We start from the raw sequence: 21,620 nt of genomic DNA, 5'->3' as shown, positions 1-21,620 counted from the left end.
AAAGGCTAAGAATATTGATATCAGACTGTAAAGTAAATAAAAAAACGTGAATACAACATCCACAATTCTTATTTCTATAATAATCTGCTCAGTGCTTTCTGTATCTCATGAGTATCGCCACCATAAAAATGAGTGTCTAGCAAACATAATTGAAATTGCTTGGGCAATAATTCTTTTTTAATAATCCTAAACCCATTTTTTACGTAAAAACGCTGGGCCGCATCTAAAACGCCAACAGTGCCTAGAAATAGCTCTTCAAAGCCATGTTTTAAACTACTTTTAACCAAATGATGCATTAATTGTTGGGCTACACCTAGTCCTCTATATTCAGATATGACAAAAAACTTTTTCACTTCAGCTTGTTTTTCATTCAGTTTTTTTAATCCTATACATCCGATAATGGCTCCTTTATCATCTGTAGCATACCAAAAATTACAGGTTCTGTGATAATAGTACTCCTCTTCCGCCTTAAGAATAGGTGCATTGATTTCCGGAGTAATCGGCAGATTAAATTCTTGGACTTGAATGTGCTCTATCATAGATATAATTTGCTTACGTAATGTACGAGAGGAAGATAATCTTAATATTTTAACCTGATCACGGATTTGACGACCTTTCTCTAAAGCATTGGCATATTTTTCTATTGAATTGATTAATTGAGTCCTTTCTTCCAAGGTTAAAAAATGAAATGCCCTTTTTATTTTGTTATTAGAATAGTCATCGATATAATCAATTTTCTCTCGCCCCTTATCAGTGATATTCAAAAATCGTTCACGCTTATCCAGTCCTTCTCTTGTGGTCACTAATCCATCTTTAATTAAAGTAAATACGATGCGTGACGCCGTGGGTAATGAAATTAAAAGTAATTGACTTAGTTTGGAAACAGTCAGATCGGGTTCTTTATTAATTTCTATTAAGGTATGCCAATAAGAAGGTTGTTCTTTTGCTTCCATTTTATTTAACTGCAACATCCCTAACTCTCTTACCAATTTTCGCGAGTAATGCCTTAATAAATCGATGGAATCATTGTTCATTATCAATCTCATAATTATAAAATTAGTTTCACTATTTATATATTTTACATAAACAACCAAAATAAAGCACATTATTTAATTGCTTAAAAATTATTTTTTTATTAAACTAGTTTCAAATTTACTATATTTTTATTAAAACAAATGAAAACCATACTGTACTATTTAAAAAATCCTGGACTTACTGAGTATGCTGCCCAATATCAAAATCACGGTATCGACGAATTAGGCGCGTATATAACACTAGATAGCACTATTTTTTACCCACAAGGTGGTGGGCAACCAGCTGATCAAGGAACAATGATAATTAACGATCAAATCATTGAAATTCATCATGTGCGTACGATTAATAATGAAGTACGTCATTATACGAAACAGCCATATTCGTTTAATTACGGAGAAACCGTATTTAGTAAGATTGACACTAGTAAAAGGTGGTTGCATACCCGTCTCCATACCGCCGGACATTTGCTCAGTAATATCATGGAAAAAATCCATCCTGAATGGATGGCCATAAAAGGTCATCACTTTCCTGGAGAGGCTTATGTTGAATTTAAATCGAAGCAATCAACAAATGCTATAGATCTGGAAGAATTAAATCAGAAGATAAATCATATAATCAAGAGCGCCCCCTCTCTTGATACATTATTTATTTCAGGAAAGGAGTTGCAACAATATTGCCCTAATCTTCCCTACGCCATACCCGAAGAGGAACAAATTCGCCTTATTAAAATTGGTGACCATCCCTTTCAACCTTGTGGAGGAACCCATGTAAGTCAATTAAATGAATTAAAGGAAGTGCAATTAATTAAAGCAAAAATCAAGCAAGATAGATTAAAAATAAGTTATCATCTTGCATAAAATATTCTTTTGTAGACTATAACGTCATTCTCAACTTTTCACGGATTGATCAACCACTCAAATTGAAGTAGAAAGTTGCTGTTTTTTGCTAATTAGGTTGCGCACTGAATACACAAACTCCGTTCTGGTAATTTGAGTGGTTAACTACCAAAGCGTGCATTCTCTCATTTTTTAATCTGAAACTAGCAGTTAAAGGCGCGATGTTTTATATTATAAAGCAACCAAATAAAGCGCAACATCATGAAACTACCCCTTAAAGAACCGCTCTTTGGCAAATACCTATACATCAGTGAAGACAACATCATACACGTCTTGATGCCTGTAGTCAGCGGCACATCGATTGGTCTCGACAACACCTGTAAGGCGGTGTTGTCCTTACAAGAATTTTTTGGCAAGGGCAGCAATTCAAACCAAAAGGCCACACTTAAAGGGGAGTTATTGAAGTATAAGGGGGCCTTAGAAAATGACCTCAGCCTCTTGAATAAAGACGCTCTTTTAACCAAACAAAAACAAGAACGACTGACTCAGATTAATGCCTATTTAAAGGTTATCACGGCACTTGAACATCACAAAGAACTAGAGTGTTTAAACCAAGGCTTCCCCAGTTACCCAAGACCCCTGGAAGAGCTCATGCAAAATAGAGAAACCTCCAATCTCTACAGCATGGTGTTACGCCCCACAGAAGAAGATGGATATCTTCGTTCGGAAGCTGCAAACCCCATATTCAGTGTTGCGCACAAGAGCGTTGCACGAGACATTAAGGAGTCAGTATCCCCACTGCAACAAGCGCTCATTAAGGCATACAAGCCCTTAACCTATAAAGCTCGGGATTTAAAATCTCAAGTGATTGAGACGGCTCTAGCCCCATTAAAGCCTCTTGAACTGCCTGTTGATTTTAAAAAGTTAAGAGCCATCCTGCAAAAAACGGTACAAGACCTACTCAACGTATCTATTGATTTCACCAAAACCAAACAAGATGCCGCACTTGAACAAAAAGACATCGATGAGGCCATGCTTTTTGATGTCGAGACAACACCCAAAGAGTACATAGACGCTTTATTAGCATATTGTGCTCCCGATTTATTCAAAACCGTTCTTGAATCCCCCTTTAACTCCTTAACCCAAGCAGAAGATTGGTCTATCGCCACCCAATTTCTATTAGGCATCACGAACATCTATTGTGTCTCCCAAGACAAAGTCAGCAAGGACACCAATTTTGGAAAGATTCTAGACAATAATCCTGAATTGAACAAAGACCTTGCGCAAACACTTGCAAAAGCGCAAAAAGCTCACAAACGCATTGAAAAAACGCTACTATCCTGGATAAACGAACATGCCAAAGAGTTGATGCTTAAAAAAAACGTCACCCAAGAAGAGGTTAAACTCATTACCGAACGTTTTACAGTACTTTACGCACAAATCAAAGACTCACCTCATTTCGATGAATTTTTCATATGTGACAGCCAAAAGAAAGGTGATTTTGTCATCCATCAAGGGTCTATTGGGACGAGTTTTGCTCAGTTTGCATGCTCTGACTTATTTGAGTTAAGCAAAGAATTGATAGAGCCCTTGCAAAAAGCACGCAAAGAGGCAAGAAAGTTAAATACTGAAATCCCGCATAAAAGCCCAATAGTTCAAGGTGAAGTCGACATCGATACAAAGAGCATGAATAGCACCGAGTTACAAGCCTTGTATGAACGAATCAATACCTACGATTCAAAAATTAAAGAACAACTGAACGCTGAATTAAAAAAAGAACGACCCGATTTCAAACCCCAAATAGACGCCAAGCAATTCTTACAACATGTGGCTTATGGTGAACAAAACGAAGCAGAAGACTTACTCAAAAAAGATAATGAATTCGCGCAAGAACTGCTCACAGCCAGCGACATTCCTTTTACCGATTACTCAGGAAGAACCTTCACCTGTACTGCTTATGAATACGCTTATTGGGCCAAAGACGCCCACATGTGTCGCATGCTGGAACAGTACATGGATGATAATACCAAAAAAGAACTATTAAACCGAGTCGAACGGATGGAAGAGCCTATAGGAGAAGAGCTTTTCAAAAAGCCCAGAGGATTGCTCTATACCCAAAAGGGGAACAAATATCGAAGTGACCATTTTGATTTAACTCCATTGAAGCAGGCATTAAAGACTTATATTGAGGCATACGATAACAATGAAGATTCGGAGACCCTGGAGGCACTTTGGATAAAGGTGGGTTTATCTCAAAGAGACGTGCCGGCTCATATTGCACATGAATATTGTCACCCCAAGCGGTCCTTTGATGATGTATCCCAAAACCCGTCTCTATTGGATGCATCTAAGTCCTCGAACCTGGAACGGAGTCTTAAGTTTTATAATTGGGTGACTAATGTCAATGATTTTTGGTTTACTCCTAATTCTTATTCTGTTGATTCTGGTTTGGGTTTTTCTTTTGCTATATTGCGGGGGCTCGTGCAGTGGTGGGGGGGGGTGGCGAGCCGGGCCTGGGTGTGCGGGGGGGCAGTGGGCGATTCGGTCGCGGATTGATTTATTGGCTATAGAAGCCATTGATAAAGCGAGAACTGTAAACCTCGAGCAGTCTCTAAAAAATCTGGCGTCATCATCAATCCAACAGACCCAGCACGTTCACTGTAATTAATCAATAACAACGCGGCCGCAATGGCGGCTATTTTGGTGTCATAACAACAACGAATTGCGAGCATCTTCAGGGATTGATTTACAAACTGCTGTACGTTCTAATATGAAAGGCAACCGAGGAGACTACTTTCTTCAATGGTTAACTTCTACCAAACGTCCAGTTGAAATAGTCATCGGTCAATTAACAGACCGGTTCCAGATTGAAAAAATAAGGGCTCGTAAACTTTGGTATTTAACCAATCGCATTACCAGAAAGGTGTTGGCGCATACTGTTTGTGCCTTTATTAACAAAAAAAGGGTAACCCAATTTGAATTATTGGTCAAACCATAAAAAGTTAAGAATGACGTGACTATAGGTTTTTTATGTCTAATGCATCCCAGTTCGTTAGTTTGCTACCGCTTCTCACTTTATTTTTTATATCGCTGATTAGTCCAGGTCCTGACTTTGCTATCACAGTTAAAAATAGCCTTGTCTATTCACGACGCAGCGGCATTCTAACCGCTTTTGGTATTGCGTCAGGATGCTTATTTCATATTAGTTATACCATTCTTGGCCTCGCATTATTAATCACGAAAACCCCTTTACTACTGCAAATAATTCAATATTTAGGCGCAGGTTATCTTTTTTATATAGGATACAAAAGTCTTAGAGCTAAAAGTCATTTAAATAAAATTGGTGGGGCACACGCTAAAGTAGATCTAAAACCGATGAAGGCATTCTCTATAGGTTTATTTACTAATCTCCTTAATCCTAAATTGATGCTTTTTTGCATCAGTTTGTTTTCAGTACTTATTCCTAAAGATATTTCACCTGCCAATAAACTTCTTTTAGCGTTAATCCTGTTTACAGAAACCCTTCTTTGGTTCTCCTTTGTTGCCTTTTCTCTTTCTGGAAAAAAAATGCGTGCTCAATTTGAAGCAATTAGTCATTGGATAGAACGCATTACGGGCATAATCTTAATTGCTTTGGCTCTAAAACTATTATTAAGCAATCTGGTTATTTAGAATTAATAAATTAGACGGCTATGAAGTAACTTCTCAATAACCCCGGGTAAATAGACTTATATAGACTTATTGATAAGTTACATAAGACTGTGTAACAAATTGATTTTTAACTCAAACTCAAGTATTTTCTTATCCGAATTTATGGAAAAACTCAACAATTAGGAATAGACATGAGAGCAAAAATCGATCCGCATTCTTACTCTGAACCGGAAAAAGTAAACATTACTCATCTTGATTTAACATTGAATCCAGATTTTAAAAATAAAACGATACAAGGAGTGGTGGAAATGACACTCCATTGGCATGACCTAGAATGTCACACCCTGACACTTGATACAAAAAAACTGAACATTCAACGAGTTGAAATAAGCTCTTCAGATGAAAGTTGGGTTAGCACCGATTTTAGACTCGAGGATGAAGATAAAATATTAGGTTCGGCTTTACACATCAATGCTAATGCAAAAAATAAAAAAGTTAGAATCACCTATGAAACAAGTTCAACGGCAGATGGGCTACAATGGTTAGATCCTAGCCAAACCGCTACCAAAAAATACCCCTATCTTTACTCTCACTCGGAACCAATTAACGCTCGCTCATGGATGCCAGTACAAGATACTCCTGAAGTTCGTCAAACTTACACTGCACGTATCAATACACCTAAAGAATTGCGCGCTGTTATGAGCGCTGAAAATAACCCCGATCATGTTTTAAATGGTGAATTTGAATTTAATATGAACCAACCCATTCCAACCTATTTAATCGCTTTTGCGGTTGGTAATATTCAGGCAAAAAAAATTGGACCACGTTCAGCTGTATTTGCAGAACCTGACTTAGTAGATAAAACAGCAAAAGAATTTGAAGATACTGAACAAATGATCCAGGTAACCGAAGGGTTATATGGTCAATATCCTTGGGGAAATTATGACGTTTTAGTCATGCCTCCATCGTTCCCAATGGGAGGAATGGAAAATCCCTTATTAACATTCGCAACCCCAACATTAATTGCAGGGGATAAAAGCTTAGTGGGTGTGATTGCTCATGAGCTGGCTCATTCTTGGTCAGGAAATTTAGTCACGAATGCAAGATGGGATGACGTTTGGCTGAATGAAGGATTTACGACCTACGTACAAAATCGAATCGTTGAAGCAGTTTATGGTAAAGAACAAGCTGATCTAGAATTTATGGTTAGCGTGAATGAACTTTATGAGGAACTTGATACGTTAGAAGAGCAAGATCAGCATTTGGTACTTAATCTTGATGCTCGTGATCCGCATGATGGTTTTAGCGGAATTGCCTACACGAAAGGAGCTTGGTTTTTAAAGACTCTTGAAGAACAATTTGGTCGTGATCAATTTGATGATTTTCTAAAAAAATACTTTCATAATTTTGCATTTAAAAGCATTACTACTACTGATTTTATAGCCTTCGCTCAAACTCATCTCCTTGAGCTTTATCCTCAAAAATATTCCATGGAAGAAATTAATCAATGGTTACATCAGCCTGGAATTCCTAAGGATGCAGTCAAGATTAAAGCGAAACGATGTGAGATAAATGATGTAGTTCGTGAACAATGGCTAAATGGAACAATATCTGCAAATCAATTAAATGCTCAAAGTTGGTCAAGCAATGAATGGCAATATTTTCTGAATAAACTTCCTTCGAATCTCAAGCATGAACAAATAAAAGAACTGGATGAATGTTATCACTTAACCGGTATGAGTAATCATGTAGTTGCAGCGCAGTGGTACAAGATTACTATTGATGGCCGGTATAGCGAAGCAAATATAGAGATTAAGAACTATCTATTAAATATTGGTAGACGTTATTTAATTGTCCCCTTATATCAAAGGTTATTAAAAACAGAGGACGGAAAACAATTTGCTCAAGAAATATATAAAGAGGCAAGAACAATTTATCATTCGGTAACAAGAGAAACCATCGATAAAAAATTTAAGGAAACAGGAGTGGAACTAAATTTTTTTACTCAAACTCCTAGCCAAGCTATGGAGAATACCACCTTAAACAGATATAGACATTTTAATGCAGGTCTAAAAACGGCAGATAATGCTGAAGTAATTGCAGATAAGTTACCAACCTTTACAACTAATTAAAACGTATCCATTCACTGGATGTATTAATGTAAGCGTAGATCGGACAACAAATTGCCTGATCTACCCCTGTTCATTTCTGATGAAAAACAAGCTTTAGTCTGACGACGATGAATTCACTAGGCTCAATCAATCACAAATAACGTTGAATAGTATATAAAACATGCTTAGCAAATGGACTATCATGATCTAATTTAGGATGAAGAAAATCTCCATTCAAGTCTCTAGTCATGCCAATCCGTTCCATTACTCTTCTTGATCTCAGATTATCCGGTACAGTAAATGCAACGACCTCTTCTAATTTTAAGGATTTAAAAGCATATTCAAGTGCTCTTTTCGCTCCTTCAGTGGCATAACCCTTTCCCCAAAACGGTGTGGCCAAGCGCCAACCAATTTCGACACAGGGGGTAAAATGAGCCTCCCATATAGGACTATTTAATCCAATAAAGCCAATAAAATTTTTACTATTCTTTTCTTCTGCCGCCCATAAGGTAAATGCTTTATCTGCAAGTTGACTATTCATTCTATTGATAAATGAAGTCACCATGTCCATAGACCAAAGACCAGGAAAAAACTCCATCACCGTTGGATCTTGGCCCATTACAAAAAAGGCCCCAATATCTTCATCTTTCCAGGCTCTTAAAAGAAGCCTCTCTGTTTCTAAAGTCATCATGGTAGATAAATCGTTCCTTTTAAATAAAGATGGCAGGAGCCATATAATAAAACTCGGTTTCCTTTGATCTCACAAAGCAACTCACCTTGACGACGGCCACCTTGGCGAGCTTTAATGCTCGGTGTTCCAAGACGATCACACCAGTAAGGAGCAATAACACAAGGTTGCTTTAAATTTAAAGCTTGTAGTTGGGGTGACCATTCAATCTTATGATAAGGTAAAGCGGGAAAATCCATCACCAAACCATTATCTGTTTTTTTAACAATCAACTCACCACTAAGACTATTAAATATTATTTCCGGCTTATTATACTGTAATTGCTCAAAAATAATAAAAGCACCTGCTAAAGTTGCATGACCACAAAGAGCAACCTCCTCGTTAGGAGTAAACCAGCGGATACGAAATCCATTGTCCTCAGCAACAATGAATAGAATGTTAAATAATTTAAAAAGTTAAATAGAGGGTAAGTCACTTCTCAATAAGCACGGTAAACGTCCTCTCGAACGTTCTATACCGAAGCCCCAAGACAGCGCTTCGCGCCCCTCACCTCGAACGATCCAAACATAGGCTGAACAAATGCATATTCCTGTTCAAATCTTGTGAGGATCTCTCAGGACTTGTTCGCAGCATCCATGAGGCAATTGTATACACGCTCCAATACACTTTAATCAATTTAATTAAATAATTTACTTTTAAGATATTTGTCAATATGATTGAATCAGCTACAAAATCGATATTTTATTTAAATATGATGTGCATTATTAACCCATTTGTGGAGCAACTGCCTTGATTTATGATGTATACTCTTTTGACTTCGACGGTTGTTTAGCCAATTTACCGTTTCTTGCGAATAAAGACAAAAATATTATTGCCGCTAATGGAGAATTGCTGGATATAATTAGGCTCTCACCAAATAAAAAAATAATTATCATCAACTCTAACCGACAAGCCCCCCGAGATGATCTAGGAAACTCCAATGCGGATGAACGAGGTTCTTGTTATCCTGCCATTAAAAGTATCGCTGATCACCTTAATGGAATATTCGATGATTTCTTATTAGCAGACATATATAACGATCTTCCATCAGGTACAGCGCTAGCACAAGCCTTACGATACATTGATAAAAATAATAAAGATTATATAAAACTTGATAGCTCAGATTTTAATTCACTTTATAACTGGATCCATGATGAAAGCAAGCTCACTACAGTTTATGCGCAAATGCACAAACTGGCATTGGAACACCCTAAGGATGAGTTTAATTTTTATTTTATGGACGATAGGAGAGATATTCTAGATGAGTTACACGCTTATTTTTTAAAACATCCCCAAATGATCCCCTTCAATGTAACTTTTCATGCAAAACAGTATAGAGGTACAGTGGATAAAGACGGTCACAAAATTGATCCCCTCATAGTTGATTATTCTCCAATTAAAGGAACAAGAGCTAAAGCAGATAAACATTATAGGCAGACTGTTAAAACCATGGCGGCAGTCACTATAGAGGAAATGGTCAAACAAGATATAGATATAGTCTCTAGTAAAGCGACAAGGCCGATCACTACTTACGCCCAGGCCCAACAGTGTAATTTTGATATGTCCCCTATAAAATGTGCTAGGTATTATCAACCTGGCGCGCGCCCTGCTTATCCACCTGAGGCTCTCTCTAGCAAAAAGGAAAAACAGCTTAATATAAAAAAAATGCCTCCCTCTAAATCTAAAAAAGAGCGAAAAGAAAAAACGACATATCAACAGGCGGAACCTAGTAGTTCGTCCTCTAAAGCATCAATACCAACTCCAACTTTAGTGTCAACTTCAAGTTGGATATCGCCCCCAACCACTAAATCACGCATCTCCAAAGAAGCGCGAGAATCAAAAATAGCATCTCAACGAGCAGAACCAAGTAGCTTAGTTCCCGAAGCATCAATCCCGTTACCAACATTGACATCAACTCCGACTCTGACATCGACACCGACGTTGGTGCCCACTTCAACTCCAGCACCAAACTCAGCGACACAAAAAAATACATTTATATTCTTTCGTGGAAAAAAAGCAGATGGCGAAGGTAAAATTGACGGAGTACTAGGTCGCCATAAAAGCATCACCGTTGATGCGAGCAGTAGTCACAGCGAAGAAGGTGATACAACTGTATTTAGTATGGAAGAAAAGAACATAGAAGCCGAACAATCAAATACCAATAGTTCAACGAATAATAAATTAACGTTATGATAAAAAGTTGTAATTATTCAGATTAGGACGTTTACTTAAGGGCTTGATTACGCTGCATCAAGTCCACATTTGATTTGACATTCTATGAACTATATTGCCGGATCAAGGATCCAATCCACTTATTAATAAGTGGCCACCTTAAGCAAACGCCTACAGAAACACAGAATAAAAAAAGAGCTTAGCACTATTGAGAAACCTAAGCTCTATTATCATAGATTTTATCAATGAAATTATTCTGTTTGTGTTTCAGCAGCAACAACAACTTCTTGTGCCTTGAACCCTTTGGGTCCTTTATCAAGCACAAAAGTTACAGGATCATTTTCATGAAGGGTTTTAAAACCTTCTCCTTGGATGTCTTTGTAATGTACAAAAATATCATCGCCGTGTTGATTAATAATAAATCCAAATCCTTTTTTTTCATTAAACCATTTAACATGGCCTGTTTCTCTTTGCGACATTAGCTATCCCCTTTGTCTTAAGCTTTTTACATTAGACCTCTTCGGAAACTCTAATTAGGGAGCGAAATGCATCGTCGATATCCCCTCATGTACTTGCGAGTACACTCCGGTTCTGCCACCCTGTTTCCTCACACTTCATCCCCTTCAGCGAGTTTCAGAAGAGGTCTATTCTTCTCGTTATTTATAGTGATTAGTTGTTTATTTTAGAACGCTCACATAAAGACTTAAAAAACCCACTTACTTAAAAGCCTTATGCGCTATAATAAACACTTCTCCATGCACGACCGATCACGCACATTGTGATTAGCATAACAGTTTTTTATTGATTGTTAAGGATTTTTTGCAAAATACCTACTTGTTTTGTGTAATTTATTATTTTAGGAATCAAGAATGAATCATACCAAATCATCTTTTATAAAATTAGCTCTAGATAGCCAAGTTTTAAAATTTGGAGAGTTTACTTTAAAGTCTGGGCGCATCAGTCCCTATTTTTTTAATGCTGGTTTATTTTATGAGGGAAATGCATTACGACAATTAGGTCAATTTTATGCACAAACGCTGTTAGATAATAAAGTTGAGTTTGAACACTTGTTTGGTCCGGCATATAAAGGGCTACCATTAGCAACAACTACGGCAGTAGCTCTTGCTGAACACGGCAAAAATACTACGGTAACCTTTAACCGCAAAGAGATTAAAGACCATGGTGAAGGCGGTCAATTGATTGGTGCCCCTTTATCAGGAAAAACCGTAATAATCGATGATGTGATTACTGCGGGTACTGCATTTAGAGAGGCACAAAGCCTAATAAAAGCGCACGGAGGAATACTTACTACCGTCGTTATTGCTCTAGATCGCTGTGAACGCGGCCAAACAGAGAAATCAACACTTACAGAAATTAGAAATCAAGGAATCAATGTCTATTCCATTATTACTTTGGTCGACTTAATCGACTATTTAAAAAATAACAAAGAACATGAACAAGTAAAAAAATTAGAAGCATATCAAGCACAATATGGGGCTTAGGGCCAAGAAAAGAAAAATTGGATTTTAATAAACAATCATTAACCGTAGCAACTGCCTTGAAATACATCTAATAGTTACTATTTTTGCTTTGATATTCTGGACAATTACTTGTAGGTTGGATCATTTTGACTCAACCTACTTTTACTGTTAGTCAATTATGAATACCGTGGTCATCCAGAGGTGCTTGCGACAGAGTGTATCCTGAATGGCACAAGTACTTTGCAGGAGCTTCTTCGCTGCGCCCTGGATGACAGGGCTTTACACAGTTATTTATTATACTCTTCCCTAAGTTCTAACCATATTGCATTGAGTACAGCAAAACTGCATGCTAATCCAGTGCCTAATATCCAAGAAAAATACCACATACCGCCTCCTTAATAAGCAGTGCCTTCATTGTCTTTAACCGTCTTCTCAGTAACTTTGCCCCGCAATACTCTATAAACCCAAGCAGTATATGCAAGAACTATAGGTAGAAAAATTGCTACCGCAATCAACATAATGATTAAAGTTAACTGACTTGATGAGCTATCCCAAACAATCAAACTGTGTTTTGGATTAGTTGAAGAAGGAAGTATAAAAGGAAACATACTTACTCCAACAGTCGCAATTAAATTACCAATACCCAACGCGCTTAACGTAAAAGCTATTTTTGGTAAACGAGCAACTATTATTGCCAATAACACACTGATAATACTAATGATTGGTACGGCTAAGGTAATAGGATAAGATTTGTAATTGTTAAACCAAGCGCCTAATTGAGCCACCGCATCTTTATACAATGGATTAGATGGACCATCATGAGCCACGGAACTAGTTAAGACATATCCATCCACACCCGAATAAATCCAAAAGCCACAAGCAATAAATAAGATAACTACTAAAAGAGCACTAATTCGCGCACAACTTCTAGCCCTTTGCTGCAACTCCCCTTCGGTTTTTACCTGAATAAAAAATGCGCCATGCATAGCAAGCATTAGCACAGACACTAAACCACAGCATACAGCAAAAGGATTTAATAATTGCAGAAAAGTCCCTGTGTAAAATGGTCTTAAACTCTCATCTATATAAAAAGGAACCCCCTGTAACACATTTCCTATTGCTACACCAAAAATTAAAGCGGGAACAAAACCACCAATAAATAATGCCCAGTCCCAAGCACATCGCCAAGTTGGATTTTCTACTTTTGACCTGTATTTAAATCCCACCGGTCTTAAAATTAATGCTAAGAGTACAATAAGCATCGCTAAATAAAAGCCAGAGAAAGACATAGCATACAACATCGGCCAGGCAGCAAAAATAGCCCCTCCTCCTAAGATGAACCATACCTGATTTCCTTCCCAAGTTGGACCTATGCTATTAATCAGTACTCGTCTTTCTATATCGGATTTTGCTATCCAGGGTAGCCACATTGCAACCCCTAAATCAAAACCGTCCATTATTGCAAATCCAATTAATAAGACACCAATTAAGACCCACCAAATCACTCTTAAAGTTTCATAATCTAAAGGCATTAGAGTCTCTCCTAAAATTAATTGTGCATTCCGTCAGGCCCAAGGCGGATATACTTCACCATCAAGTAAAGCTCTACAACAGCAAGGGTACTATAAAACAGGACGAACCCAGCTAAAGAAATCATTACTTGCCCAGAGGATAGTGATGAGCTCCCCATGAACGTCGGTAAAACTCCCTGAACAACCCATGGCTGGCGACCATATTCGGCAACCACCCAGCCTAACTCCGCTGCCACCCAAGGAAGAGGCAATGAATAAAAAGCGATTCGATGAAACCAACGCGAAGTGTGCAATTTATGCCGAACAGAAAGATAAAAACCTGTCGCAAACAATAAAATAAAATACAAGCCGCAAGCTACCATAATTCTAAAAGAAAAGAACATAGGCACTACTTTAGGCTTTAAATCTTGAGCTGCTTGGTTAATTTGCTCTTCCGTTGCATCAGTCACATTCTCTGTATATTTCTTGAGTAATAAACCATAACCAAGAACATTACTATGTTGCTCTAATACTGCCTTAGCTTGCTCATTCTTTGGGTCTTTTTGCAAGGTTTTCAACGCACCGTAAGCAATCATCCCCTCTTTAATTTTTTCTTTTCCCTCATCAATCAATTCCGCAATACCCTGCAAAGGGGTATTAAATGAGCGCGTCGCAATAATACCTAATACAAAAGGCACATCTATTGCGTAGCGTGTCGTCATTGTTTTTTCATCAGGAATACCAAATATAGTTAAGCCAGCGGGCGCTTTCTCTGTATGCCACATGGATTCCATAACAGCGAGCTTCATTTTTTGGTTCTCATTAGCCACATAACCACTTTCATCTCCCAATACAACCACTGAAAGTGCTGAAGCCAAACCAAAAGAAACTGCGACCGTCATAGAGCGCTTAGCAATTGCTGTATTTCTTCCGCGCAACAGAAAATACGCACTAATAGACAGAACGAACATAGCACCAGTAACATAACCGGCACTGATAGTATGCACAAACTTTGCCTGCGCTACCGGGTTAAACATTAAATCATAGAAACTACTGACTTCCATACGCATCGTTTGGAAATTAAACTTGGCCCCTACGGGGTTTTGCATCCATCCATTAGCAATCAAAATCCATAGCGCGGATAAATTAGTACCTAAAGCTAAAAGACAGGTGCACACCAAATGCTGCAGCTTAGATAATTTATCCCAACCAAAAAAGAATAACCCCACAAAGGTAGCCTCAAGGAAAAAAGCCATTATTCCTTCTATCGCTAATGGCGCTCCAAAGATATCCCCTACATAGTGGGAGTAATAAGCCCAGTTGGTTCCAAACTCGAACTCCATAGTCAGTCCGGTAGCAACTCCTAGGACAAAGTTAATGCCAAACAATACCCCCCAATACTTCACCATTTGGCGCCATATATCGCGTCCCGTCATTACATAGACAGTTTCCATAATGGCAAGTAATACCGATAGCCCTAAGGTTAAAGGTACGAATAAAAAATGATACAGTGCGGTTAACGCAAACTGTAACCTAGATAGATCAACCACTTCACTAACAGGTATCATCAAGTCACCTCTTATTATTGTTTTGGGAAATTTCTGGTTGTTGATTCTTTCCTAACAACCATTCCTGATTGCTAGATAAAACTGGATGCATCCCTCTAACACAAACCCACCACAGTAAAAACAACAAGATTATTTTTATAGTAATAGTTAGCGTTATATCTCGAGTAAAAGGTTTCATAATCGTCACCCATTAAGAGTTTCTATCTGGAAAATCCAGTATCAGTAAAAGATAAGCTAAAAATCTTACGCAAATTTGTCAGATATGATGGATGATATCTGAGAGAGCAAAGAATGCCTCATCATTCGTGTTGGCAAAAGGTTTTAGGCTTAACTCTTACTACCTCTATCGCAAAAAAGAAGACATCTTTCATCCTGTGTACTACTTTATCCGATTTAGCACTTTAACTCAAAATATTTCAACAAATATATTGACAATAATAAAGATAATCATTATCATTCAAATTATGTTACAACGTGTTAATACATTAATATGAAATCACATTCTAATATAAAACATTCTGCTTTACCTGATTTAATGCGCGCCATTAGTTTGCTTAACAATGAAGAAGAGGCGCTAAACTTCTTCACGGACCTGTGTACTCCTGCAGAGCTGGAGTCCATGGCAGATAGATGGCAAGTGATACCTCTGCTAAGACAAGGTATTCCTTACCGCACTATTCATGACCAAACAGGAGTAAGTGTTACAACGATTACCCGTGTTGCCCGCTGCCTAAGCTTCGGTACCGGTGGATATAATCTTATTGCAGATAGGATGGAAAAATGATGAAAGAACGTTTACGTTTAGCCTTACAAAAAAAGGGGCGTTTATCAGAAGAATCATTAAGCCTTTTACAACGCTGTGGTTTAAAATTCCGCATAAAACCTAATGCTCTACTAACCCATGTAGATAATTTCCCTATAGACTTACTTTTTGTCCGTGATGATGATATTCCCACTTTAGTCTTTGATAATTTATGTGATGGCGGCATAGTTGGAGAAAACGTTTTATTGGAAGCATCGCTTGCTAAACCACAAAAACAATACAATAAAATGTTGGCATTGGGGACTTGTACCTGTCGGCTATCTATAGCAGTTCCAGAGTCCTTTGATTATCAAGGGCCAGGTAGCCTCGACGGTAAGCGCATTGCAACCAGTTATCCTTATTTACTCAATCAATATTTAAAAGAAAGAAAAATTTGCGCCGACAGCCTTATTTTATCAGGCTCTGTTGAAGTAGCACCACGTATGGGCATGGCAGATGCTATTTGTGATTTAGTATCTAGCGGTCAAACTTTGGAAGATAACAAGTTAATTGAAGTAGATACCATTTTACAAAGTCAAGCTGTATTTATTCAAACTCAGAAACAATTTACTCCTGCACAACAAGAACTATTTGACATGCTTACCCGACGAATTCAAGCAGTACAACAAGCTCAGGAAAGAAAATACATAGTATTCCATGCCCCTAAATCGGCTCTAGAAGGAATTGCAGAGAACTTACCAGGCGCAGAAGCACCAACCATACTTCCCTTACCGGGTAATCCCAATAAAGTGGCAGTGCATGTTGTTTCCAGTGAACGAGTATTTTGGAACACACTAGAAACCATTCAAGGTTTAGGCGCCAGTTCTATTTTGGTTTTACCAATAGAAAAGATGTTGGAGTAAGTATTATGTTATGCATTAAAAATTGGCTCTCACTCTCTTTAATAGAAAAAAAACAATGTTTATCTCGTCCTTTTCAAACTAGATCGACTCAAGAAAGCGTATCGGCTATTATCAACAAGGTAAGAAATTGGGGCGATAAAGCCTTATATGAATTGACACAACAATTTGACCAAGCACAACTCGATACCCTTCAAGTACCTCTACAAAAAATACAAAATGCAACAATTAATCCGCAATCGTTGACGGCAATAAATCAAGCCATAGAAACTATTACCAGGTATCACCAAGCTTTGTTACCAAAAAATACTCAGGTTACTACAGCTACTGGTATTGATATTCTCAATACCTACAGACCTATTCAACGAGTTGGTTTATATGTGCCCGGGGGAAATAGAACTCCTCTAGTATCTTCTTTATTAATGCAAACTATCCCCGCACGTGTTGCTGGATGCCCAATAAAAGTGCTTTGTACTCCTCCGGATAGTAGTGGAGAAATTAATGAGCATTTACTCGTTGCCGCACGCTTGAGTGGTATAGAGACCATATATACTATAGGTGGAGCGCAGGCCGTTGCGGCAATGGCTTATGGAACCGAAACGGTGTCCAAAGTCGATAAAATATTTGGTCCAGGCAATAGTTATGTCACCGAAGCAAAAACTCAAGTGGCCAGTGATCCTTACGGCGCCGCCATAGACATGCCAGCAGGCCCGTCTGAGGTAATGGTACTGACTGACAGTAAAGCACGCCCTGATTTTGCTGCTGCAGATTTATTAGCACAAGCAGAACACGGCGCAGATTCCCAAGTATTATTAGTCTGTGACAGCCTCGACTATGCTCAGCAGGTGAACCAACAATTAATGCTGCAATTAACTAACTTATCTAGACAAGAGCTGATAAAAAAATCATTGCTGCACAGCATGATCATTGTTTGTCCCGATGCGAAGGAACAAATCAATATAGTTAACTCTTATGCTCCTGAACACTTAATTATCAATAAAGAAGATGCTTCTTCTTGGGTAAATCAAATATCGGCTGTTGGTACCATATTCCTTGGCCCTTGGGCGGCAGAGACCATGGGCGATTATGTTACGGGAAGTAATCACGTATTACCTACTAACGGTTTTGCACGGAATCACAACGGCCTAAGTACTACGGATTTCTTAACACGGTTCAGTGTGCAATCAATTAGTAAAGAAGGAATTTGTAACCTAGGGCCTGCAGCTGTCACTTTAGCGCAGATTGAAGGTTTAGATGCCCACGCCAATGCAATACAAATCAGACTAAATAGCTTGGAGGTTTAAATGTCCATACTCAACCTGATACGTCCAGAATTATTAAATAGCCCTAATTATGTTCCTGGTGGGAATAATGCACAATATCGATTGCATGCTAATGAACTACCATGGTCACCAATAGAGACAAAACCTATTGATATCAATTTTTATCCGGCTATAGCGCTACAAGAGGAAGTACAAGAGCAATTAGCAGCTCGTTACCAGGTGCGAAGCGATCAATTAGTGCTCACTAGAGGTAGTGATGACGGCATTGATTTAGTCACTCGCTTATTTTTAACCGCGGGCCAAGATGCCTTCATGCAATTCCCGCCTACCTTTCCTATGTATGCATTTTATGTTCGTTTACAGCAAGGAGAGCTTATCCAATGCCTACTCGATCCAGCGAATAATTTTAATTTATCTCTAGAAAATATAAACAACAGCTGGAAGCCCAACTGCAAAATTATTATGTTTTGTAGCCCCAATAACCCTACTGCAAATCTTATTGATTTAGATCTGGTTGCAACAGTATGTGAGCGATATAAAAATCAATCTCTTGTCGTGGTTGATGAGGCGTATATTGAATTTGCTAATGCAAAAAGCGCCACCACGTTAATTAATCAATTTGAAAACCTAGTCGTATTACGCACCATGTCTAAAGCGTCAGGTTTGGCTGGCTTACGCCTAGGAAGTATTATTGCCCAATCCCATGTCGTACAGGCATTTAAAAAAATTATTGCCCCTTTTACCCTATCCAGTGTGGTTATTGAGTTAGCGCGAAATGCTCTAATGAGAGACGACTGGTTTTCAGACGTTATTAAAACCATTCAGACTTCACGAGAATGGCTCATCAGTGAATTACAAAAAAGTCGCTTTATTGAAAAAGTGTACCCCACTGAAGCTAACTTTATTTTGATTAGAACATCATACACTAAAGAACTAACCGCTTTGCTTGCTCATGAAGGCATTGCTATTAGAGATTTCCCTGCTGACTCACCATTACATGACCATTTAAGAATTACTGTTGGGAGTGAAATGCAGAATCAATTACTTATAGCGACACTGTCTTCTTTCTTGTCAGAAAATAGGGGAAAAACAAAGGGGAATATTAACAATTATTAAAAACTATTTCCTTAAATTGGTACAATTAAGAAAGCAGTTACTTTTAAACACTAAGATTTCAGGATTTTAAAATGCAGAAAGTTTTATTTATTGACCGTGACGGTACATTAGTAGAAGAACCATTTGATTTTCAAGTAGACTCTTTAGATAAAATCAAACTAACATCAGGGGTAATTCCTGCCTTATTACAATTAAAAAAAGCCAATTTCAAATTCATTATGGTGACGAACCAAAATGGAATAGGCACACCTAGTTTTCCCGAAGAGGATTTTGCCATTTGCCATGATTTTATTCTCGACCTGTTTACTTCTCAGGGAATAATATTTGATGAAATTTTTATCTGTCCTCACATGCCAGAAGATAATTGCTCTTGCCGCAAACCTAAAACAGGATTATTGGATCAATGGATAAAACAAAATACCTTTGATCGAAAGGCTTCCGGAGTTATAGGCGATAGGGAAACTGACAGGGAGTTAGCCGATAATTTAGGAATTCGATTTCTACCGGTTTCTACAGAACACTCTTGGAATGATATTGCCATCGCACTACTGAATAATCAGCGTAAAGCTGAAATCAACAGAATCACTAAAGAAACTGAGATTAAATTAACGTTAACATTGGATAGTGATCAAACCGCTACTATCCGTACTCCTCTACCCTTTTTGAACCACATGCTAGAACAGGTGGCAAAACATGGCGGTTTTAATTTAGAACTAAATGCTTCCGGTGATATAGAAGTTGACGATCACCATTTAGTAGAAGACACGGCAATTGCCCTTGGAGAAGCGCTCAAACAAGCTTTAGGTGATAAATGGGGTATCAACCGTTATGGCTTCACTCTACCGATGGATGAGTCCCTTGCCTCAATCGCTATAGATGTAAGCGGCCGCAGTTATTGTGATTTTAAAGCACCATTTACCCGAGAATTCGTTGGCGGTATGGCAACAGAAATGGTGCCTCATTTCTTTCAATCGCTAGCAAGTGCTCTTGGCGCCACCATTCACCTTAATGTTACAGGAAGCAATCACCATCACATGGTTGAGTCTTGTTTTAAATCATTAGGCAGAGCTTTACGTCAAGCATGCACAAAAACGAGCGAATCTCTACCATCCACGAAGGGGTTACTATGATTGCTGTAATTGATATCAGTGGGAACAATTTGACCTCTCTGGGTAATGCTCTGAAGAGTTTAGATTATAGCTATATATTAACTCACGATGCGAAAGAAATAGCCAAAGCCAGCCATGTTATTTTGCCCGGTGTAGGAGCTGCGACTTATGGCATGCAAGCTCTACGTGAACACGGCTTGGATAAACTATTAGGCAACTTGACTCAGCCCATATTAGGGATTTGCCTTGGAATGCAATTATTACTCGAATACAGCGAGGAAGGTGGGGTTGATTGTTTAGGCTTAATTCCAGGAGCAGCGAGGCTACTCCCTAAAAAGGAATATTATCCAGTGCCTCACATGGGATGGAATCAATTAAAATGGTGCAAAAACACCCCTTTACAACAGCGATTAGACTCGGCAGATTACGTTTATTTTGTGCATAGTTATGCCTTAGACAAGAACCAGTATACTGTGGCTAGCTGTGATTACAGCGATGAGTTTTCAGCAATAATTAACAAAGATAATATTTTTGGCATGCAATTCCATCCAGAAAAATCAGCAGAAACAGGTCTAATTTTGCTTAATAACTTTTTGTCTTTGGAGTCCACCTTATGTTAATTATTCCCGCAATTGATTTACAGTCAGGCACCTGTGTGCGCCTGAAACAAGGCCAATTCGATAAAGTCACTCAGTTTGATATTCCCCCTATTGAACGAGCAGCTTATTTTGCTCAGATAGGAGCCCAACGTCTTCATATAGTCGACTTAGATGGTGCTCGAGCAGGAGCCATGCAACAATTGCCATTGATTAGCGCAATGCAAAAAGCCGGAATTACAGTTCAAGCAGGCGGAGGAATAAGAACACTCGAACAAGCACAACAATGCATTAATGCAGGTATTTCTAAACTGGTCATTGGCAGTATTGCGATTTCCAATCCAGATGAAACGCAAAAAATCATTGAAGCAATTAGACCAGAATATATTATCTTGGCCCTAGATATTCGTATGGAAGGCAATGTTCCCGTTCCTGCTATTAATGGATGGCAAACAAAGAGTAACAGCAATTTGTGGGAAGTGGTTGCTTATTATCAAGAGATGGGGATCAGTGAAATACTTTGTACTGATATAGCTTGTGATGGCATGATGGCCGGACCTAATTTTAATTTGTACCAGCAAGCCGTCAAACATTTTCCACAGATATTCTGGCAAGCTTCCGGCGGCATACGCTCAGCAGAAGACATAGCGACTCTTGATAAGCTTGGCGTTGCCGCGGCTATTTTAGGATTAACTTTATATACGGGGCATTTTGATTTATCTCAATGCTTAGCTGAATATACGGGATAAATATATAAGGTCC

The 21,620-nt window shown here is 38.4% G+C and carries 20 protein-coding genes and 2 pseudogenes; 14 read left to right on the top strand and 8 right to left on the bottom strand.

Translation table 11 applies throughout. The features are described 5' to 3' along the window. Nucleotides 1–74 precede the first annotated feature (74 nt). Entirely contained in the window at nt 75–1,034 is a 960-nt protein-coding gene (locus tag LFA_RS05220; protein ID WP_045095236.1) for a bifunctional helix-turn-helix transcriptional regulator/GNAT family N-acetyltransferase, read from the bottom strand. A gap of 141 nt (nt 1,035–1,175) precedes the next feature. Between LFA_RS05220 and LFA_RS05215 the strand changes: the two genes are divergently transcribed. The 5 genes and pseudogenes from LFA_RS05215 (at nt 1,176) to LFA_RS05195 (ending at nt 7,654) form a co-directional block, all read left to right on the top strand. Further along, on the top strand, nt 1,176–1,892 hold the full coding sequence (locus LFA_RS05215; protein WP_045095235.1) for an alanine--tRNA ligase-related protein: 717 nt from the start codon (nt 1,176–1,178) through the stop codon (nt 1,890–1,892). A 240-nt stretch (nt 1,893–2,132) separates the two neighbouring features. Beyond that, nucleotides 2,133–4,427, top strand: coding sequence for a SidC (locus tag LFA_RS05210; RefSeq protein WP_231865908.1), 2,295 nt, complete (start codon nt 2,133–2,135; stop codon nt 4,425–4,427). 160 nt (nt 4,428–4,587) lie between these two features. After that, nucleotides 4,588–4,869, top strand: a pseudogene (locus LFA_RS20700) (IS982 family transposase); the annotation flags it as partial. 32 nt (nt 4,870–4,901) lie between these two features. Beyond that, nucleotides 4,902–5,543 (top strand): LysE family transporter, encoded by a 642-nt coding sequence (locus LFA_RS05200; protein WP_045095233.1) that lies wholly within the window; start codon nt 4,902–4,904, stop codon nt 5,541–5,543. 170 nt (nt 5,544–5,713) lie between these two features. Then, nucleotides 5,714–7,654: a M1 family metallopeptidase gene (locus tag LFA_RS05195; RefSeq protein WP_052673861.1), complete on the top strand. Its 1,941-nt coding sequence runs from the start codon at nt 5,714–5,716 to the stop codon at nt 7,652–7,654. Nucleotides 7,655–7,784: 130 nt separating this feature from the next. Here the strand turns inward: LFA_RS05195 and LFA_RS05190 are convergent, their stop codons facing one another. Both LFA_RS05190 and LFA_RS20470 read right to left on the bottom strand, forming a co-directional pair. Next, nucleotides 7,785–8,324 (bottom strand): GNAT family N-acetyltransferase, encoded by a 540-nt coding sequence (locus tag LFA_RS05190; protein WP_084602118.1) that lies wholly within the window; start codon nt 8,322–8,324, stop codon nt 7,785–7,787. Beyond that, a pseudogene (locus tag LFA_RS20470) lies at nt 8,321–8,752 on the bottom strand (PhzF family phenazine biosynthesis protein); the annotation flags it as partial. The gene LFA_RS05190 and the pseudogene LFA_RS20470, both read right to left, overlap by 4 nt. A 358-nt stretch (nt 8,753–9,110) precedes the next feature. On the opposite strand from LFA_RS20470, the gene LFA_RS18770 reads away from it, so the two are divergent. After that, on the top strand, nt 9,111–10,553 hold the full coding sequence (locus tag LFA_RS18770; RefSeq protein ID WP_052673859.1) for a hypothetical protein: 1,443 nt from the start codon (nt 9,111–9,113) through the stop codon (nt 10,551–10,553). A 230-nt stretch (nt 10,554–10,783) separates the two neighbouring features. Here the strand turns inward: LFA_RS18770 and LFA_RS05175 are convergent, their stop codons facing one another. After that, nucleotides 10,784–11,011 (bottom strand): cold-shock protein, encoded by a 228-nt coding sequence (locus tag LFA_RS05175; protein WP_045095232.1) that lies wholly within the window; start codon nt 11,009–11,011, stop codon nt 10,784–10,786. A gap of 390 nt (nt 11,012–11,401) precedes the next feature. On the opposite strand from LFA_RS05175, the gene pyrE reads away from it, so the two are divergent. Next, nucleotides 11,402–12,034 carry an orotate phosphoribosyltransferase gene (gene pyrE, locus LFA_RS05170; RefSeq protein ID WP_045095231.1) on the top strand — a complete coding sequence of 211 codons (633 nt, stop codon included), beginning with the start codon at nt 11,402–11,404 and terminating at the stop codon, nt 12,032–12,034. Between the two features lie 266 nt (nt 12,035–12,300). Here the strand turns inward: pyrE and cydX are convergent, their stop codons facing one another. The 4 genes from cydX to cydP are packed head-to-tail and all read right to left on the bottom strand — an operon-like array spanning nt 12,301 to nt 15,270. After that, complete coding sequence (gene cydX, locus LFA_RS19195; protein ID WP_045095230.1) at nt 12,301–12,399, bottom strand: cytochrome bd-I oxidase subunit CydX; 99 nt, start codon at nt 12,397–12,399, stop codon at nt 12,301–12,303. Nucleotides 12,400–12,408: 9 nt separating this feature from the next. Beyond that, nucleotides 12,409–13,545: a cytochrome d ubiquinol oxidase subunit II gene (cydB, locus tag LFA_RS05160; protein WP_045095229.1), complete on the bottom strand. Its 1,137-nt coding sequence runs from the start codon at nt 13,543–13,545 to the stop codon at nt 12,409–12,411. Between the two features lie 17 nt (nt 13,546–13,562). Continuing rightward, complete coding sequence (locus LFA_RS05155; RefSeq protein WP_045095228.1) at nt 13,563–15,092, bottom strand: cytochrome ubiquinol oxidase subunit I; 1,530 nt, start codon at nt 15,090–15,092, stop codon at nt 13,563–13,565. Nucleotides 15,093–15,096: 4 nt separating this feature from the next. Then, entirely contained in the window at nt 15,097–15,270 is a 174-nt protein-coding gene (cydP, locus tag LFA_RS20040) for a cytochrome oxidase putative small subunit CydP (RefSeq protein ID WP_172653460.1), read from the bottom strand. A gap of 312 nt (nt 15,271–15,582) precedes the next feature. On the opposite strand from cydP, the gene LFA_RS05145 reads away from it, so the two are divergent. From LFA_RS05145 to LFA_RS05115, 7 genes are all read left to right on the top strand, one after another. Next, nucleotides 15,583–15,876: a YerC/YecD family TrpR-related protein gene (locus tag LFA_RS05145; protein WP_045095226.1), complete on the top strand. Its 294-nt coding sequence runs from the start codon at nt 15,583–15,585 to the stop codon at nt 15,874–15,876. After that, complete coding sequence (gene hisG / locus LFA_RS05140; protein WP_084602229.1) at nt 15,876–16,757, top strand: ATP phosphoribosyltransferase; 882 nt, start codon at nt 15,876–15,878, stop codon at nt 16,755–16,757. The genes LFA_RS05145 and hisG overlap by 1 nt, the downstream gene beginning before the upstream one ends. Nucleotides 16,758–16,762: 5 nt before the next feature. Beyond that, on the top strand, nt 16,763–18,058 hold the full coding sequence (hisD, locus tag LFA_RS05135) for a histidinol dehydrogenase (RefSeq protein WP_045095224.1): 1,296 nt from the start codon (nt 16,763–16,765) through the stop codon (nt 18,056–18,058). Beyond that, entirely contained in the window at nt 18,059–19,153 is a 1,095-nt protein-coding gene (gene hisC, locus LFA_RS05130; protein ID WP_045095223.1) for a histidinol-phosphate transaminase, read from the top strand. Between the two features lie 71 nt (nt 19,154–19,224). Beyond that, nucleotides 19,225–20,283: a bifunctional histidinol-phosphatase/imidazoleglycerol-phosphate dehydratase HisB gene (hisB, locus tag LFA_RS05125; RefSeq protein ID WP_045095222.1), complete on the top strand. Its 1,059-nt coding sequence runs from the start codon at nt 19,225–19,227 to the stop codon at nt 20,281–20,283. After that, nucleotides 20,280–20,882 carry an imidazole glycerol phosphate synthase subunit HisH gene (gene hisH, locus LFA_RS05120; RefSeq protein ID WP_045095221.1) on the top strand — a complete coding sequence of 201 codons (603 nt, stop codon included), beginning with the start codon at nt 20,280–20,282 and terminating at the stop codon, nt 20,880–20,882. The genes hisB and hisH overlap by 4 nt, the downstream gene beginning before the upstream one ends. Next, nucleotides 20,876–21,607 (top strand): 1-(5-phosphoribosyl)-5-[(5-phosphoribosylamino)methylideneamino] imidazole-4-carboxamide isomerase, encoded by a 732-nt coding sequence (locus tag LFA_RS05115; protein WP_045095220.1) that lies wholly within the window; start codon nt 20,876–20,878, stop codon nt 21,605–21,607. Before hisH ends, LFA_RS05115 begins: the two co-directional genes overlap by 7 nt. Nucleotides 21,608–21,620: the final 13 nt, after the last annotated feature.

The organism is Legionella fallonii LLAP-10, assembly GCF_000953135.1.
Lineage (GTDB): Bacteria > Pseudomonadota > Gammaproteobacteria > Legionellales > Legionellaceae > Legionella > Legionella fallonii.
Note: the sequence above shows the minus strand (reverse complement) of the source record. Positions and strands in the feature narration are given on the sequence as shown.